We start from the raw sequence: 15125 nt of genomic DNA on the forward strand, positions 1-15125 counted from the left end.
GGAGATCGCGTCAGATCAGTTCCCCGGTCGATTTCTCGAGCGCGGTCCAGGCCTCGTCGCCGAACTTCTCCCGCCACTCCCTGTAGAACCCGGCCGCCCGCAGGGCGTCGCGAAACGCCGCCGGGTCGACCTGCGCGATCTGCATCCCCTTGCTCCTGAGAACGTCCTGCATCGACGTCTCGAGCGCGGCGACGTCGGCGCGGTCCTCGTCGGCGGCGCGGGCGAACTCCTCGGCCAGGATGGCGTGAAGGTTCCTCGGCAGGGTGCGGAAGAAGCGGCCGTTCCCGAGCAGCCAGAACCCGTCCCACATGTGACCCGTCAGGGAGCAGCACTTCTGCACCTCGAAGAACTTGCCCGTATCGATGATCGAGAGCGGGTTCTCCTGGCCGTCCACCACCCGGGTCTGCAGGGCCGTGTAGGTCTCCGACCAGTTCAAGGCGGTCGGCGACGCTCCGAAGGCCTTGAACATGGAGATGCCGAGCGTGCTCGGAGGGATGCGGATCTTGAAGCCCTTGAGATCCCGCGGGGCCAGGATCGGGCTCTGCCCGCTGGTGATCTGCCGGAAGCCGATGTCGAAAATCCTGTCGAAGACGACGAGCCCGCTCTTCTCGATCCGTGAGCGGATCAGGGCGCCGAGGTCGCCGTCCATGGCCGCCCAGACCTTGTCGTAGCCCGGGAACGCGAAGCCGACCGCGTTGATGGCCGTCACCGGCACGAGCGTCGAGAGCACCAGGCCGGAGGCGGTGTAGAGCTCGACGGCGCCCGAGCGGACCTGGGACAGCATGTCCGTATCCGTGCCGAGCTGCCCCTGCGGGAAGACCTGCAGCTCGACCCGCCCGGACGTCCGCTCGCGGATGCGCTCGCCCGCCTCCCGCATGCGCCGGTTCAGCGGGTAATTGGCCGGCTGGTTGTTGCCGAACTTGAGCACGACCTCGGCCGCGCTCGCCGCCCGGGTGATGATCGTGCAGGCGAGGGCGCCCGCGGCGCCTCCCAGCAGCGACCGTCGGCGAAGCGACGTGCTGTGCATGAGCTCTCCTCCCGATCTCGCATTCTTCTGTGTCCGCAGCGTCCGGCGATCCGCGCGTCCCGCGTCGCCCCGGTGCGCGGTTGAGCGGGCGAGGGCTCAGGCCGCCGCGCGGGCGGCCGCGTTGAGATCCCTGAGCGCTCGCAGCAGATGGTTCGTCTCCACCCCGACCGCGACGACCGAGGCGCCGCGCGACAGCCAGGAGCGGGCCCCCTCCGCGGTCGGCGCGAACACGGCGGCCGCCAGCGACCGGCCGCGCGCCTCGGCCAGGACCCGCCGCATCCGCTCGTGCACGAGCGGATGGTCGATCTCGCCCGGCACGCCGAGGGCGTGGGACAGGTCGACCGGCCCCAGGAAGGCGCCGTCGAGCCCGGGCGTCGCCAGGATGGCCCCCGCGTTCTCGACGCCCTCCCGGCCCTCGATCATGACGAGCACCGCGGCCTCGGCGTTGGCGCGCGCGAACCAATCGGACGAGCCGTCGAAATCGGCGGCCCGGACCCAGGGGTTGGCACCGCGCGTGCCCTCGGGGGCGAACCGGGCCGCCGCCACGGCGGCCCGCGCCTCGGCCGGACCGGCCACCTGCGGGACCAGGATGCCGGCGGCGCCGGCATCCAGCACCGACCCGATCAGCGCGGCCTCGTTGCGCGCCACCCGCACGACCGGGTGGACGCCCCGCGCCCGCGCCGCGAGGATCAGGGTCCCGAGCTCGTCGATCCCGTAGGGACCGTGCTCCATGTCGAGGATCACGAGGTCGAAGCCGGCCAGGCCGATGATCTCGATCACCTCGACGCTGCGGATGATGGAGAAGACGGCCGTCAGCGGCGACCCGTCCCGGAGCCGTGCACGAAGTGGTGGAAGCATCGCAGCCTCGCCTTCCGGGTTTGGTGGGTCGGGCGCGGCGGCACGCCCGCGCGGCCGGATCGCGACGGTCCCTCGACCGCGCGCTCCGCCTCAGGCCGCCGCCGATGCCCGCGACAGGTTGTCGATCACGCGCTGCGTGACGTCGCGGGTCGTCGCCCGGCCGCCGAGATCCATCGTGAGCCCGCCCGGCGCGGCCATCGAGGCGTCGACGGCGGCCTCGACCGCGGCCGCCGAGCGCACCAGGCGCCCGTCCTGGTGGCGCTCGCCGAGCCAGCGCAGCATCGCGGCGGCCGACAGGATGGTGCCGTACGGGTTGGCGACGTTCCTGCCGGCGATGGTCGGAGCCGAGCCGTGCGCCGCCTGGAAGAAGCCGTTGCGGTCGCCGAGCTCGGCGGAGGGCGACATCCCCATGCTGCCGACGGTCACGGCCGCCAGGTCGGAGATGATGTCGCCGAACATGTTCTCGGTGACGATGACGTCGTAGAACTCCGGCCGCTCGACGAGGTGGCAGGTCATGGCGTCGGCGTAGGCGTAGTCCGCCTCGACGTCGGGATACTGCTCGGCTACCTCGTTGAAGACCTTGCGGAAGAAGGCGTAGCTGCGCAGGACGTTGGCCTTGTCGCAGAGCGTGACGCGCTTCTTGCCGTCGCGCGGCGCGCCGTTGCGGGCGCGCGCCAGTTCGAAGGCGAAGCGGGAGATGCGCTCGACGCCCTTGCGGGTCACGACCAGGCTGTCCACGGCCGTCTCGTCGCGCAGCACGACGCCGCTGCCGCGGGCCGCGTACAGGCCCTCGGTGTTCTCGCGGATGATGACGTAGTCGATGTCGCCCGGCACGCGGTCGCGCAGCCGCGAGGCGACGCCCGGGCGGAGCTTGATCGGCCGCACGTTCGCGTAGAGGTCGAGCCGAAAGCGGGTCTGCAACCCGAACTCGATGCCGGTCTCCGTGCCGTCGGGATAGGTCACGCCCGGAAGGCCCGCCGCGCCGTGCAGGATCGCGTCGGCGTTCCTGCAGCCCTGGAAGCTCTCCTCGGGATAGGCGCTGCCCGAGCGCCGGTACTCCTGCGCGCCCGCCAGGTAGGCCTTGAACGCGAAGGCGCCGTCCAGGCCGGGGAGGGATTTCACGACGCTGAGGGCGGCCTGGCACACCTCGGGCCCGATCCCGTCACCGTCGACCACCGCGATTTCGTAGACCCGCATGGATCGCGCTCCCGCCCTTCGTCGTGCGACGCGGACGCCGCAGCGCGGCCGCCCGCCAGGGAGGGACTTAACCCGGCCGATTACATATATCAACAGATATATCTAATCCGGAGCCGCCGATCCGGCAGAAAGGCGGGACGGGATGTCCCCGGCCCGCGGCGGGCCTGGGCGGCAGAGGGGTGGGCGGTGACGCGGGCGTCCGATCGAGCTTACGCGGCCATCAAGGACCTGATTCAGCGGGGAGCGATCCCGCCGGGCGACCTGATCGACGAGACCGAGACGGCCCGCCGGCTCGGCATCTCCCGCACGCCGGTCCGCGAGGCCCTGCTGCGCCTGCAGACGGAGAGCTTCGTCGAGATCGGCCGCGGCAAGGGCATCCGGGTGCTGCCGCTGTCGAGCGCGGCGCTGCGCGAGATGTACCAGGTGATCTCCGGGCTGGAGGTGACGGCCGTGTCCCTGATCGTGCGGAGAGGGCCGTCGTCGGGCGAGCTCGACGGCCTGCGGGCCGCGCTCTCGGCCATGGACGCCGCGATCGCGGCCGGTGACGTCGGGGCCTGGGGCGAGGCCGACGAGACGTTCCACCGCGAGCTGATGCGGCTGTCGGGCAATCGCAAGCTCCACGAGGTCGGCTGCCAGATGCGCGACTTCGTGCTGCGCGCCCACCGGGTCGCCCTCCGGCTGCAGACGCCGGAGTACCGCGCCGCCTCGACGCGCAGTCACTCGGGCCTGATCGCGGTCCTGCTCGGGGGCGATGCCGAGGCGGCGGCGCAACGACATCAGCACCAGCGCCTGCGCGGCGAGGAGGCGTTGATCGGGGTCGTCGACAGGTTTCAGATCGCGAGCCTGTGAGGGGGCTCGGGGGCGCCCCGAAGGCGCCCCCGCGGGCTCGGCCCGGCACGATCGCCGCGGCGGCGTCCGGCGCCCCGCGCGAGGCGGCCCGTCCCCTGGCGCATCCGGCTCGCCGCTTCCCTGCCGGGCCGGCACGCGTCGGTTCCGCGTTCGACAAGGCGGTCCTCACGGGCCCCGGAGGCGCTCCGCACGGGGCTCCCGGGCGGCGGGCTGGTGCTCTCGCCGGGGCGCGGGCATGGTGACGGGGTGTTCCTCTGAATCCCCGGTGGCCGCATGACCGCGATCGCAATCCTGGTGGAGCCGGAGGTCGTCCTCATCGCGTCCGACGGCGCCGCTTGCGAGCCGCGCACGTTCAGGCTGACGCAGGCCGCGAGCCAGGTCCTGCTGTGTCCGGAATGGTCCTGCGTGCTGGCCGCCCGCGGGGCCGGCTGGGCCGCCGCTGCCGCCGTCAAGCGGCGGGCGCAGTTGGCGAACATCGCGTCCTTCGACGCGCTGATCGCCGGGAGCGGGCCGCTCGCGCGGGCCGCCGAGGACGACCTCGCGCGGACGCACCATGAGCCGAGCCTCGGCCTCAGCCTCCTCCTCGCCGGCTGGAGCGACGACCGGCAGCGCATGGAGCTCTACGTGATCCGCACCCGCGCGCCCGCGGGCCGCCCGATGCCGGGCGACGACGGCCGCGCCGCGCGATTGCCGAACCTGGTGCTCGTCCCCAGCCCGACGGACGCGGCCGCCGCCCTGGTCGGCCTCGAGCTCTTCACCGGCCAGATGCAGTTCGACATGGGGAACCCGGCCGAGTACCTTCAGCGGGTGATCGCCGCCGCCCGCTTCTCCGGCAGAGGCACGCCGGACGAGCCCTGCACCGTGGGCTGCTTCATCCAGGTGACGCAGCTCCAGCGCAACTCCGCGCACACGATGATCACGCACCGCTGGAACGACCGCATCGGGGAGCCGATGCAGCCTTTCCGGGAGATGACGGTGCCCGCCTTCATGGTCCGACGGGACGCATGACGACGCCGTCGCGGCGGCGGCCGCGAACGATGCAGGGCCGGCCCCGCCCCGACGCGGCGCCCGGTCCGCGGGCGCCGGCCGGGATGTGCGGGGACCGGCCGGGCGCCTCGCCCGCCGATCGCATCCGGATCGGCCGGGAGATCGCCCGGCAGGGCGCCCCTACCGCCGCCCGCCGCCCGCGACGGAGTGCATGTCCCGCTCCACGGCGGCGATCGCGCTGGCCTCGGCCTTGGCTTGGGTCGGATGCGGCCGGTCCGACCGCTCGACGAGCCGCCCGCTCCTGCGGACGGCCCACTGGTAGTGCCCGGCGGGCTTGGGGAGAGGTGAAACCTCGATGGTGTAGGGATGGGGGATGCTGTCGGACATGATGCTCCTATAGAGGTCGGCCTCGCCCGCGGCCATACGGCCGTCGCGAGGCTCGTATGCAGCGGCACGAGGCCAGCGCGCCCTCCCGCCGGCGGCGGGCGGCCCGCGCGCTCAGCGCCGGGGGAACGGGAACCGGGCGGTGCCCCGCGGCGATCCGATGTGCGGGGGCCCGCGACCGGGCGGCACGCCGGCGCCGCGGCGGTCGCTCACCGCAGAGCGAGGAGCACGGCCTCCACCCGGTTCGCCGCGCCGACCCGGCGCATGATGTTGCGCACGTGCACCTTCACGGTGCTCTCCTTCATGTCCAGCGCCAGGGCGATCCGCTTGTTCGACTTGCCCGTCTTGAGCTGCTCGAGGACGGCGGCCTGACGGGTGGTGAACGGGCGGGGCGGCGGGACCGGGGCCGTCGGCCCGCCCGGCTCGCCCGGCTCGCGCCGCCGCAGGAGGCAGTCCGCAGGGACGAAGATCCCGCCGGCCTGGACGAGGCGCATCGCCTCGGTCGCCACCTTGAGGCTGAAGCTCGTCGGGATGTAGCCGCACGTGCCCTCGCTCAGGTGCGCGACGACCTCGCCCGGATCCTCGCCGTCGCCCAGCAGCACCAGCCGCGCCCCGGGGGCGACCCGCGCCCGCAGCGCGGCCCGCATCCCGCCATCCGGCGCGGCGCGGGGGTCGCAGGAGAGCACCACCAGATCGCCGTCGCGCAGACCCGCGGCGACGCCGTCCCTCTCCTCGATCGACGGAAGGGCGACCACCTGGTGGTCGGGGAACGCCCCGGCCAGCCAGGTCGCGAGGCACTCGCGCAGCAGGCGGCGGGGCTCGATGAGCGCCACCACCGGCTGGCGGGCGGCCGCGGGGCGGCGAGGCCGCCGGGTCACCGGAGCGTGCCGAGGTAGCCGATGACGGCCGCCCGCTCCTGGGCGCTGACCGCGCCCGCGAACTCCATCGTGGTTCCCGGGGAGGCCACGCGCGGCGCCCGCAGGAAGGCGTCGAGGCGCTCCTCGGTCCAGACCCCGCCGAGCTGGCGCAGGGCCGGCGAGTAGTCCGGGTAATCCCTGACGGAGGCGACCGGCCGGCCCACCACGCCGCGGAGGGGCGGCCCGATCCGGGGCCCGCTCACCCGGACCGACTGGTGGCAGCCGCTGCACTTCTCCGCGAACAGCCCCTCCCCGGTGGCGCCCTCCTTCGGGCGCAGCGACACCAGGCTGCCGTCCGTCGTCCACAGGATGATGCGGCCGTCGTGGCCCTCGACGAGGTCGCGGATCCCGCGTCCGATCGCGATCGGCTCGAGATACGCGACCTGCCCGTCCCGCAGGCGCGCCCGGAACAGGGTCTGCGCCTTGAGGGAGGCGATGAGCAGGTCGCCGCGCCATTGCGGGAACAGCCCGCGCTCGACCCCGATCACGTTCGAGACCCCGATGGACGGTACCCAGGCGAACACCGGGGGCTGGTACTCCCCGGGCTCGGGGCGAGGCTTGTTGAGGGGCCAGGAGAACGACCCGTAATCCGTGCCGTCGGTCGCGTAGGGCCAGCCGTAGTTCGTGCCCGCGACCAGCCGGTTGAGCTCGTCGCCGCCCTGCGGGCCGTGCTCCGTCGACCAGATGGTTCCGGCGTGATCGACGTAGAGCCCCTGCGGGTTGCGGTGGCCGAGCGTGTGGAGCGTGGCGCGGCCGTCCTCGAGGCTGATCGCGAGGGTCTTGCCGTAGGACGTCGCGGGCTCCTGGGCCTGCGCGACGTCCGAGGCCACGCCGTCGAAGCCGAAGTCGCCGACGGTCAAGAGCAGCGTCCCGGCGTCGAGCAGCGCCATCCGGCCGCCGCCGAAGTAGCCGACGAACGGGCGGCCGCGGCGGCTGTGCGCGCCGCGGATCGGCAGGCAGGGCGCCGTCTCGTAGAGCGTGCGCCAGCCGCCGGCGGCGGCGCCGCGCAGGAAGGCGGCGCGGTCGGCCTGGAGCATCGACACCCGCTCGACCCAGCATTCCCGGGCGGCGTGCCAGTAGGCGTGCGAGACCAGGACCCGCGCCTCGGACCCGATCTCCTGGACCAGCAGGCTGTAGGTGCGGAACGCGTCGGTGCTGAGGGGCTCGCGGCCCGCCGCCGTCTTGTGCTCCTCCCGGGGCTGGTCCTCGGGCGCCGCCTCCGCCCAGGGCCGGCCGGCCGCCGCCGCGAAGGCCTCGCCGTTGATCGGGACCCGGTAGGGGAGCGGCGTGACCTTCAGGTGCTCCGTTCCCGGATCCCACGCGAAGGCGTGGAGGTCGCCGTCGGCGGTCAGGAGGAGGTAGCGGTCGCCGATCCGCGCCAGCGCCCCGCCGCGGATGACGGACCGGGGGAAGACGCCCGCGTAGATGTCGACGTCGAGGTTGTAGTACTCGGTCTTGATCAGGGCCGCGGTGTGCTGCGTGACGTAGCGCGCGAAGCTGAGTGCCAGGGGGGTCGAGATGGCCGCGACGACGAGCGCGGCGCGCACCGCGACCCGCAGCGAGCGCGAGGTTCGCACGAGGTAGGGTGCCGGCAGGAGCGCGACGGCGGCGGCGAACACCGTCAGGGTGATCGCCCGGGAGTAGGTCGTCCGGGTGACGTAGAAGCCCAGGAAGACGAGGCTGAAGATGGCGGTGATCGCCACGGCGTTCCGCCAGAGGCCGCGCCTCGGGCTCACCGGGGGGACCAGCGTGGTGATGCCGGCACTCGCCAGGAAGGCCGCGGCGAGGCAGCCGAAGGGCAGCCACTGCAACCGGGGCAGCTGCCAGATGGGGAATCCGAGCTGCCAGTGCGGCAGGATCAGCAGCAGGCCGGCCACCGCGGTGTACCACGCCGCCACCAGTTGCCAGGGCGGCGCGGTGTTTACTCCAGATCTCATCTCTCGTCCCCGCGGCGACCGCATCAGCACGTACGCATGCCGGCTGCCGCCTGACGCAGATCATCTTGCGCGGGTGCATGTGTTGGCAGCCCGATTTTCGATCTCGGCCACACCATTCGGGTGCCAGCGCTGCGGCAGACCATCCTCCAAGGTCGTAAGGTTTGAGACGAGCATCGATGATCTTGCCCTGATCCGCCCCCTGAAGTAGTCCGCCCGGATGCATGCTTTCGAGCCGGGACGAGGATGGACGGACGGGAACCCCGTCGCACGAGCTGCGGCCTGATCACGGATCCTCGACACCGCGGCTCCAGCGGATAGGTGTTGTCGTCCGCCCCGCCTCGCGCCTCGCACGGTCCGCTCCCCTCGCCCCTCACGCCCATCCGAGGACGGCCTCGTTGCGCTCATCGCCCTCAGCTCTCAGGGACCCCCTGCCGTGATCCGCTCCGCGCCCATCACCCTGCTCGCTGCCTTGACGGCGCCCGTCGCGGCCCAGACCTTCGCGCCGCCGGAGATCGGGCTGCAGGCGAGCGGTGCGTGCCGCCAGCTCGCCCTGCGCGACCGCGCGAGCGCCGCGATGGTGCCGATCGGCTGTCTCGAGGAGACGGGCGCCGGCTTCCGGCTCACCCCGACCGGGCTCGCTCTCACCGGCCTCTCGCGGCTGGACACGACGGCCGCCGGGCGCCTGGCGGGGCGGCACAACCCGCCCAATGCCGTGATGCTCGGCGGCGGCAACCGCATCTCCTTCTGCCCGACGCTGTCGTGCGTCGACGCTCCCTCAACGGACCATCAGCGCGCCTCGCTGCTGGTCTCAGCCGAGACGCAGGTCGACGGCGCGGTGGAGGAGCAGACACTCGCGGTCCTGTCCACCATCAAGACCGGCTACTCCCGGACTTGGGCGCCCAGTACCGCCTACGCGGCCGGCGACAACGTGTCGATGCAGGATGGCCGCAACAGCGTCTACCGCGCCGTGCAGGCTGGCACTTCGGCGCCTTCGGGTTCCGGCCCGACCGGCAAGGGCAGCAACATCGTTGACGGGGCGGTGCGCTGGGCTTGGGTCAACGATGCCGTGATCAACGCCAAAGTCGGCCTCTACAACGAGGTTCAGAACGTCGCTGGCGGCGGACACTCGTGGGCGCAGGCCAACAACTTTCACCTGAGGCCGGGGCACACACCAACCTTCAACGTCAACACTGAGTTTGATTTTCAGAACGACAGCGGCAGCGATTGCATTGTCGGCGTGGCGAATTGCAATAATTTGTACGTAGTTACTGCTGGCACCAACAAATCTACAGCCGGGGTCGCGGTCTCTACCACAAACAAGAGCGGGTTCGCATCATATTTTGGGATCATACTCAGCAGCCCCCAACTCGCCTCCAACTCGGCCATCGAAATCGATACTGGCGGCGCCCGCGCGATCGGCGTCGGAGCATTCATGCCGGCCTCCTACACGAGCGCCGCCATCGAGGATCTCTCGACGGCGCCGGCCGGCCTCGTCATCCGAGGGGCAAAGGCGATCGCGGGGGTCGTGGAGCATTCGACGTCGTCGAATGGGATCGCGCTCAACGGCATCTACTCCGGGGCGCAGATCGTCGGCACAGGGTGGAACGTGAGCCCGGCGGGCGCCGTGACAATGAGCGGCGCGACGGTCAACGGAAACCTCTACGTGACCACCCCGCTCGTCCCCGCGACGGCCGCGACCCCCTGCGCCAAGGGGCAGATCAGCTACGACGCGGAGTTCGTCTACGTTTGCGTCACAGCCAACACCTGGAAGCGGGCGGCGCTGGCGAGTTGGTAGCCCGTCCTGCCGATCCAGCCGCGACGAAGTCCGACGCGGCGACGCAGGACAGGCTCGCCCGCTGGATCGCACGAACTCCGACGCAAGGCGTGGGAGGCGTTCAAGCTTCTACCCGTAGAGCACAATGGCGATACACGAAGCCCGCACTGGTACACGCAGATCATCTGCGTGAAGAACGACGGCGGCCACTCCCTGTCCCTTGCCGCGCATGGCATCCTCAGCAACAGGGCATCCGCAGCAACCTGGAAGACAACCCACACCTGTCCGTCTCATCCGTGAGGGCAGGGCCGCGATGGCCGGCCCCCCGGCCACGGCCATGCAGACGGCGAACGCACGCGGGCGGGCGAACGAGAGGGGTTTGAGGAATGCGCAAGGAGCGATCGGGCGGGGTGACCTGAACCGGGCGAACGGCACCGGGCGTGCCGGACCCTGCTACCGATCTGTACGGGCCCGCCGCCGCCGCGGCGGGCCCTCTCACGGGCATCGTGCCTCGCCCGCTTTCCTTGGTAGAATGCAGGCGCTCCCAGAACGGAATGGGCGCGCCGATAAACGAGAAGCGCACGCCCGACCTGCCAATGTCAGAAGACAACCGAAAATTATTATGCTTATTCCTTATTTGAATTCCAGTCTCCATACCTGCTCGACCACGTTACGTTGCCCTCCGGGCCGTAACTCATAACCAAACCTTCAAAAGAGTCGATTTGATCGGGGGGATAGGTGTGGCTGCCTTTGTGTGATTGGACAAGATTGCTTGCAACGACATAGCAGTTCGCCGATTTTGCGAGCGCCGAGCAGAATAAGTTACCATCGCTGGCACCACCGGCGGTGCCAATTTTCGCAATTTCGCACACGTGCAGCCAAATCTTCTCAACGACGGGAGTGCCGCCTTCATTGAATTTCGTGAACATGCCCACATTGCTTCGATCAAAGCCTTGACCGAGCATCATCCTTCCCGGCGAGCCGTGACAGTGGATGATGAGGTTTTTCAACTTGCCACCAGGAGCATCGACGGCAACCTTGCGCGTCCACTCCAGAATGTGTTCTCTTGTCTCAGTTGCCTGTATATACCAAGTATTCCAAGCCTGATATTTCGTATCGCAGCGCGGATCATTAATTGCCATGCTGGGACGTTCAAGTTTTATCATTTTCGCACCTCCATCGCAAATCCGAGTTGGTAGCAAGGCGATTTCACTGTGGTGGCTAATTTTCGGATGTGCGCTGGCACACCGAACTGGTCGGCGCGCTGATTTTCAACGTGATCTTGTCTGCAAGCCAACAATCCCGGCTCATGCGGGAGGGCTGCGGCGACCGGCTCTGGATCCGGAGCGCCTCAGCGTCCCGATCCGACCGGCGCGGTGTCGCGTGCGCCGAGAACCGTCAGAGCAACGAGGGCGCGGTTTTCCTCAACGGCAGCAGCGCCCGCATCGTGTCGGGGGCGGGTGCCGCGAGCGGCTGTCCGCGGGCGATGTCGCGCTCGCGACCAGGGACCGGTCCAAGCCCGTCTTCGCGGCCGAGGCAGGCGGGGCGGAGAGGGTAGCGCGGTCCACGCGGCGACCTCATCGTTCGTCGGGCTGGTGCTGGAGCAACGGGGCTGAGCCCCGCGACCGCGAGCAGCGCGCCGCATCCCGCCGCGGGACGCTGGTGCCCCCGGCACGCGCGCCACGGGAGCGCGACAGGGGCACGGCAGGCCCCCCGCCGCCTTGCCGGGCGCGGAGTGGTCGTGTCAGCCTCGCCTGCTCCTCATGGCCGGCACGACGGCAGGACCCGCGGCCAGTTCGCGGTACCGTTCGGTCTCCGCGCCGTATATCGCGATCCGACCAGCGTCGTCGTAGTGCACGCCCCAGCCGTATCGCTTTGGGAGCGCTGAGGCCCGCATGCAGGGGTGGGATCGGCTCAGCAGCGCGCGGCGTGCCGCGGCCGCTTCGAGTCCCTCCCCGGCGACTCCCTTGTGCCGCCGGTGCACCTCCCAGATCAGGCCCTCATGGTCGTAGCGGTATGGCTCGGCCGTGAGAAGTGCGTGCTGGATCGCGGGCACGCTCGGCGCGCCGCCCCGCTCGCCCGGCACCGTGCCGACCTTCGCCGGACAATCGGCGGCGATTGTCACGAAGCAGTTCCGGATGGTCTGCACGGCTCGCGCTCCCCTGCGGCCCCGCCGAGGTTAGCGGGAGCGCCTTCAGGCCGCGATGACGCGGTGGCAACGGTGCGGCACGAAACCGCCACCGCCTCGCTGACGTGGGGCGTCCAAGCCCTCCGCAGCCTCGTCGAGGAGCCGACACCCGCGGCCGACCCCGAGCTTGAGGCGATCCGAGCCGAAGAGCGGGACCGCGAGGCCGCGGAGCGTCCGCGGCAGGACGCCCTGTGCGCCGAGGGGCTGACCAGGCACGCAAACCGGATCAATGCGGAGTTCGCGGACGACGACGCTCGCCGGCACGGGCCACGCGAGCACGAACAGGCGCGCTTGATTCACAACGACGCCCGCGGTGCGCGCCAGCCAAGCGCCCCGCAAGCTGGACGTGCTTGAGCAGTACACGGGGGACGAGGACGGCGACGGGGACGGCGACGACCGGGCGGACAGACGCACGATCGTGATGCCAGCCGCCCTCAAGGCCGACGTTCTCCGGTTCGGGATCGGGGAGACGGCGTCGTTTTGCTGGGGGCACACGCGTGAATCGGGAGCCGCACCAGATGGCTGAACCACTGACGATACACAGCAGAAAACATCAACTTGGCGGAAGGGGTGGGATTCGAACCCACGGTGGAGTCGCCCCCACGGCGGTTTTCAAGACCGCTGCCTTAAACCACTCGGCCACCCTTCCAAGTCGCTGACAGGGTTCGGCTTTCCGCCGAGGCGGCGGGGTCCCGGGGGACCCGTCCGGCGACCGCTCCGGCGCGCCCTCGTCGGGCGTTCCTCTGTATGGCCTCGCGGAGCGCGGCGTCAACCGGCGGCGGCCCGAACCCGTGGGAGCGCGCCGCGGTCGCGGGCGGGCGTGGGCCCGTCGCGCGAGGGGGCCGGGCGCGGGCGTCGGGTGCGGGGCGTGCGCGAACCGAAGTGCGGCGCGGGGCCGGTCGCCCCCGGATGCCGCGCCCCGAAAATGCCGGGCTCGGCTGCGAAGCCGGCGCGATGCCCGCGCTCGCGATGCCGCCCGATCCGCCGGCCCTCGTCCGGACCGCCGCCGCGCCCTGCGACGCGACGGTGCGGGCGCGGCTGCTCGCGCCGCCGACCGCGGACGAGGACAGCGTCGCACTCACCTGCAGCCTGCGCCTCGAGCGGGGCGATCAGGTGCTCAAGCGCATCGTGCTGGAGGGGTCGGCGGCGTCCGGCGTCGCGATCGACTGCGACGGCGCCGCGATCGGGCGGCCGGACGCGCCGGCGCGCCTCGACGCGGTCACGCTCGCGATCCGCTCCCGGCCGCCCTCCGGGCCGGGCGAGCCCTGGGACCGTCCCGCCGACATCCGGATCCGCGACTGCGCGGTGTTCGGCCACGTCCGGATCTGGGGCATGGGCGTGAACGGGCAGGCGCCGCCGGTCCGCGCCTCCTCCCGCAGCCTGGGCCATACGGAGCGGGCCCAGGCCGCCGCGCCGACGGGCGTGACGATCACCGGCACGACGATCACGGCCTCCGGACCGATCCCGCTCTACCTCGGGCCCGGCGTCACGCGGGTGATCCTGCGGGACTCGCGCCTGGCCGGCACCTCGGTCGCCACGGCGCTGTACCTGGACGCCGAGAGCGCGGAGAACCGCATCGAGAACAACGACGTCACGACGCAGACGGGGCGCGAGGCGATCGCGGTCGACGGCTCGGCGCGCAACCGCATCACCGGCAACCGCTTCACGCTCGACGGCCGGGGCGGCGTGCGCCTCTACCGCAATTGCGGGGAGGGCGGGACGGTGCGCCACCAGACGCCGTCCGACAACGTGGTCACCGGCAACACCTTCCGGGTCAGCGGCCTGTTCCAGGCCGAGCCGATCGTGGTCAATTCCCGGAACGGCTGGCGCCTCTCGTGCGGGGAGGATGCCGGGTACCCGTTCGGCAGCAGCATCGACAACAGCGACGGCGGAACCGGCAACGTCGTGGCGCCCAACACCGTCGCGCCGCTCCGGCGCCTCCGGGAGTGAGCGCACGGCCGGTGCGGCGGGCGCCCGGTCCGCCGGCCGGAGGGCGACGCGCCGGGAATAGAAGTCAGCAGCCGGACGTTGTTCCCCGTGAACGGGAGACACCGATGCCAGAACACGACATCCGAGACATTGCCGTCGCGGCCTTGTCCCTGCAGGTCACCATGCTGAGAGTGCTCGCCCAGAAGGGCCTGCTCGACGATCAGGACGTCAGCGCCATCGGACATTCCGCCATCCAGGACGTCGTATCCCTGCCGAACGCCGCCGAGGTCGAAGCCGTCATCAGGAGCGTATTTCGCGTGTGAGCCGGGTCGGAGTGCGTCATCCGGACGATCCTTAGAGCAGCATCCGATCACGCTGCAATCGGCCGCTGCTCCAGGTTTTTGACTCTGCCGCATGTTCTGCGGCGAACCGGTGTCCACTTCGCCGGAAAATGCTCTAGCGCGAGCGGACGGCGACGTCGGCCGGCCCCTAAGGGCGCAGGCCGCCGTGCCGTCCGGGCGGCGCGCCTCGCCCGCGCGGGTCGATCACCGCGGGCGCCGCCCGGCCATCCCGCGCGCGGCGGCAGGGACCTGGCTCGGCCGCAGGGCAGCCCCGGCCGGGCGCGCCCGGCCCCGATCGCCCGCCGCGAGACGGGTCGGGCCTGCCTTTGCCGGGTCGGATGAACAACTTTCAGTTGCAATCAGGACATCGCGCTCGCCTCGTTCGCGAAATTCCATCCCGTACAGGTCGCACTTAATATATATTAAGGACCCGGACGCCGTCCGCCAATAAGGTGGCAATCAAGAACGAAAGCACACAGTCGCGCTGACGCCGGGAGCGTTTCGCCATGGAGAAGTCGCCTCCTTCCCGGGATATCCCCGGCAGTCGAGAGATTGCCATCGAAGGAAGCGGCGGACACTTGAAGGCCATCGAAGCGACGGTCCGGCGCGCTCCGGCCATCATTCTTGTCGATCCTCGCCAGCTCGTGCGCGAGTGCTTCAGCCGGTGCCTGGCCGAGGCCATTCCGGACCACGAGATCATCACGTTCGCGTCGATCGACGCCTGGGACCGCGCCGGG

General features: G+C 71.0%; 14 protein-coding genes, 1 tRNA gene and 1 pseudogene. 7 read left to right on the forward strand and 9 right to left on the reverse strand.

Annotated features, from left to right (window positions below; translation table 11 throughout):
• Positions 1–10: 10 nt before the first annotated feature.
• The 3 genes from DT057_RS14130 to DT057_RS14140 all read right to left on the reverse strand — a co-directional run bounded on the left by DT057_RS14130 (position 11) and on the right by DT057_RS14140 (position 3082).
• A complete protein-coding gene (locus DT057_RS14130; RefSeq protein WP_128562743.1) occupies positions 11–1027 on the reverse strand; it encodes a TRAP transporter substrate-binding protein in 1017 nt (338 codons plus the stop codon).
• Between the two features lie 96 nt (positions 1028–1123).
• Positions 1124–1885: an HpcH/HpaI aldolase family protein gene (locus tag DT057_RS14135; RefSeq protein ID WP_128562744.1), complete on the reverse strand. Its 762-nt coding sequence runs from the start codon at positions 1883–1885 to the stop codon at positions 1124–1126.
• Positions 1886–1975: 90 nt separating this feature from the next.
• Entirely contained in the window at positions 1976–3082 is a 1107-nt protein-coding gene (locus DT057_RS14140; RefSeq protein ID WP_128562745.1) for an isocitrate/isopropylmalate dehydrogenase family protein, read from the reverse strand.
• Positions 3083–3268: 186 nt separating this feature from the next.
• Between DT057_RS14140 and DT057_RS35485 the strand changes: the two genes are divergently transcribed.
• Complete coding sequence (locus DT057_RS35485; RefSeq protein ID WP_162501408.1) at positions 3269–3931, forward strand: GntR family transcriptional regulator; 663 nt, start codon at positions 3269–3271, stop codon at positions 3929–3931.
• A 273-nt stretch (positions 3932–4204) separates the two neighbouring features.
• Positions 4205–4939, forward strand: a complete 735-nt coding sequence (locus DT057_RS14150; RefSeq protein WP_128562747.1) for a hypothetical protein — start codon at positions 4205–4207, stop codon at positions 4937–4939.
• A gap of 159 nt (positions 4940–5098) precedes the next feature.
• Here DT057_RS14150 and DT057_RS14155 read toward each other — a convergent pair whose 3' ends face one another.
• The 3 genes from DT057_RS14155 to DT057_RS14165 all read right to left on the reverse strand — a co-directional run bounded on the left by DT057_RS14155 (position 5099) and on the right by DT057_RS14165 (position 8156).
• The gene (locus tag DT057_RS14155; RefSeq protein WP_128562748.1) at positions 5099–5305 is read right to left on the reverse strand and encodes a hypothetical protein; all 207 of its coding nucleotides are present in this window, start codon (positions 5303–5305) and stop codon (positions 5099–5101) included.
• Between the two features lie 206 nt (positions 5306–5511).
• The gene (locus DT057_RS14160) at positions 5512–6180 is read right to left on the reverse strand and encodes a response regulator transcription factor (protein WP_128562749.1); all 669 of its coding nucleotides are present in this window, start codon (positions 6178–6180) and stop codon (positions 5512–5514) included.
• Positions 6177–8156 (reverse strand): PQQ-dependent sugar dehydrogenase, encoded by a 1980-nt coding sequence (locus DT057_RS14165; protein WP_128562750.1) that lies wholly within the window; start codon positions 8154–8156, stop codon positions 6177–6179. The genes DT057_RS14160 and DT057_RS14165 overlap by 4 nt, the downstream gene beginning before the upstream one ends.
• 433 nt (positions 8157–8589) lie before the next feature.
• On the opposite strand from DT057_RS14165, the gene DT057_RS14170 reads away from it, so the two are divergent.
• Positions 8590–9951 carry a hypothetical protein gene (locus DT057_RS14170; protein WP_128562751.1) on the forward strand — a complete coding sequence of 454 codons (1362 nt, stop codon included), beginning with the start codon at positions 8590–8592 and terminating at the stop codon, positions 9949–9951.
• Positions 9952–10556: 605 nt separating this feature from the next.
• On the opposite strand, the gene DT057_RS14175 is transcribed toward DT057_RS14170, so the two are convergent.
• Together DT057_RS14175 and DT057_RS14180 are read right to left on the reverse strand one after the other, a co-directional pair.
• The gene (locus DT057_RS14175) at positions 10557–11096 is read right to left on the reverse strand and encodes a hypothetical protein (RefSeq protein WP_128562752.1); all 540 of its coding nucleotides are present in this window, start codon (positions 11094–11096) and stop codon (positions 10557–10559) included.
• 578 nt (positions 11097–11674) lie between these two features.
• Positions 11675–12079 (reverse strand): DUF6157 family protein, encoded by a 405-nt coding sequence (locus DT057_RS14180; RefSeq protein ID WP_128562753.1) that lies wholly within the window; start codon positions 12077–12079, stop codon positions 11675–11677.
• A gap of 63 nt (positions 12080–12142) precedes the next feature.
• Here DT057_RS14180 and DT057_RS14185 point away from each other — a divergent pair, with 63 nt between their 5' ends.
• Complete coding sequence (locus tag DT057_RS14185) at positions 12143–12472, forward strand: hypothetical protein (protein WP_128562754.1); 330 nt, start codon at positions 12143–12145, stop codon at positions 12470–12472.
• 205 nt (positions 12473–12677) lie between these two features.
• Here DT057_RS14185 and DT057_RS14190 read toward each other — a convergent pair.
• Positions 12678–12767, reverse strand: a tRNA-Ser gene (locus DT057_RS14190).
• A 305-nt stretch (positions 12768–13072) separates the two neighbouring features.
• Here DT057_RS14190 and DT057_RS14195 point away from each other — a divergent pair.
• The 3 genes and pseudogenes from DT057_RS14195 to DT057_RS14205 form a co-directional block, all read left to right on the forward strand.
• Positions 13073–14068 carry a right-handed parallel beta-helix repeat-containing protein gene (locus tag DT057_RS14195; RefSeq protein ID WP_162501409.1) on the forward strand — a complete coding sequence of 332 codons (996 nt, stop codon included), beginning with the start codon at positions 13073–13075 and terminating at the stop codon, positions 14066–14068.
• Positions 14069–14172: 104 nt separating this feature from the next.
• A complete protein-coding gene (locus tag DT057_RS14200; protein WP_128562756.1) occupies positions 14173–14370 on the forward strand; it encodes a hypothetical protein in 198 nt (65 codons plus the stop codon).
• 524 nt (positions 14371–14894) lie between these two features.
• Positions 14895–15125: pseudogene (locus DT057_RS14205) on the forward strand (hypothetical protein); the annotation flags it as partial.

The organism is Methylobacterium crusticola (assembly GCF_003574465.1).
GTDB classification, from domain to species: Bacteria; Pseudomonadota; Alphaproteobacteria; order Rhizobiales; family Beijerinckiaceae; genus Methylobacterium; species Methylobacterium crusticola.

Coding starts and splice junctions, on each gene's coding strand:
- DT057_RS14130 (WP_128562743.1), bottom strand. CDS start 1,027: ATGCACAGCACGTCGCTTCGCCGACGGTCGCTGCTGGGAGGCGCCGCG.
- DT057_RS14135 (WP_128562744.1), bottom strand. CDS start 1,885: ATGCTTCCACCACTTCGTGCACGGCTCCGGGACGGGTCGCCGCTGACG.
- DT057_RS14140 (WP_128562745.1), bottom strand. CDS start 3,082: ATGCGGGTCTACGAAATCGCGGTGGTCGACGGTGACGGGATCGGGCCC.
- DT057_RS14150 (WP_128562747.1), top strand. CDS start 4,205: ATGACCGCGATCGCAATCCTGGTGGAGCCGGAGGTCGTCCTCATCGCG.
- DT057_RS14155 (WP_128562748.1), bottom strand. CDS start 5,305: ATGTCCGACAGCATCCCCCATCCCTACACCATCGAGGTTTCACCTCTC.
- DT057_RS14165 (WP_128562750.1), bottom strand. CDS start 8,156: ATGAGATCTGGAGTAAACACCGCGCCGCCCTGGCAACTGGTGGCGGCG.
- DT057_RS14175 (WP_128562752.1), bottom strand. CDS start 11,096: ATGATAAAACTTGAACGTCCCAGCATGGCAATTAATGATCCGCGCTGC.
- DT057_RS14195 (WP_162501409.1), top strand. CDS start 13,073: ATGCCCGCGCTCGCGATGCCGCCCGATCCGCCGGCCCTCGTCCGGACC.
- DT057_RS14200 (WP_128562756.1), top strand. CDS start 14,173: ATGCCAGAACACGACATCCGAGACATTGCCGTCGCGGCCTTGTCCCTG.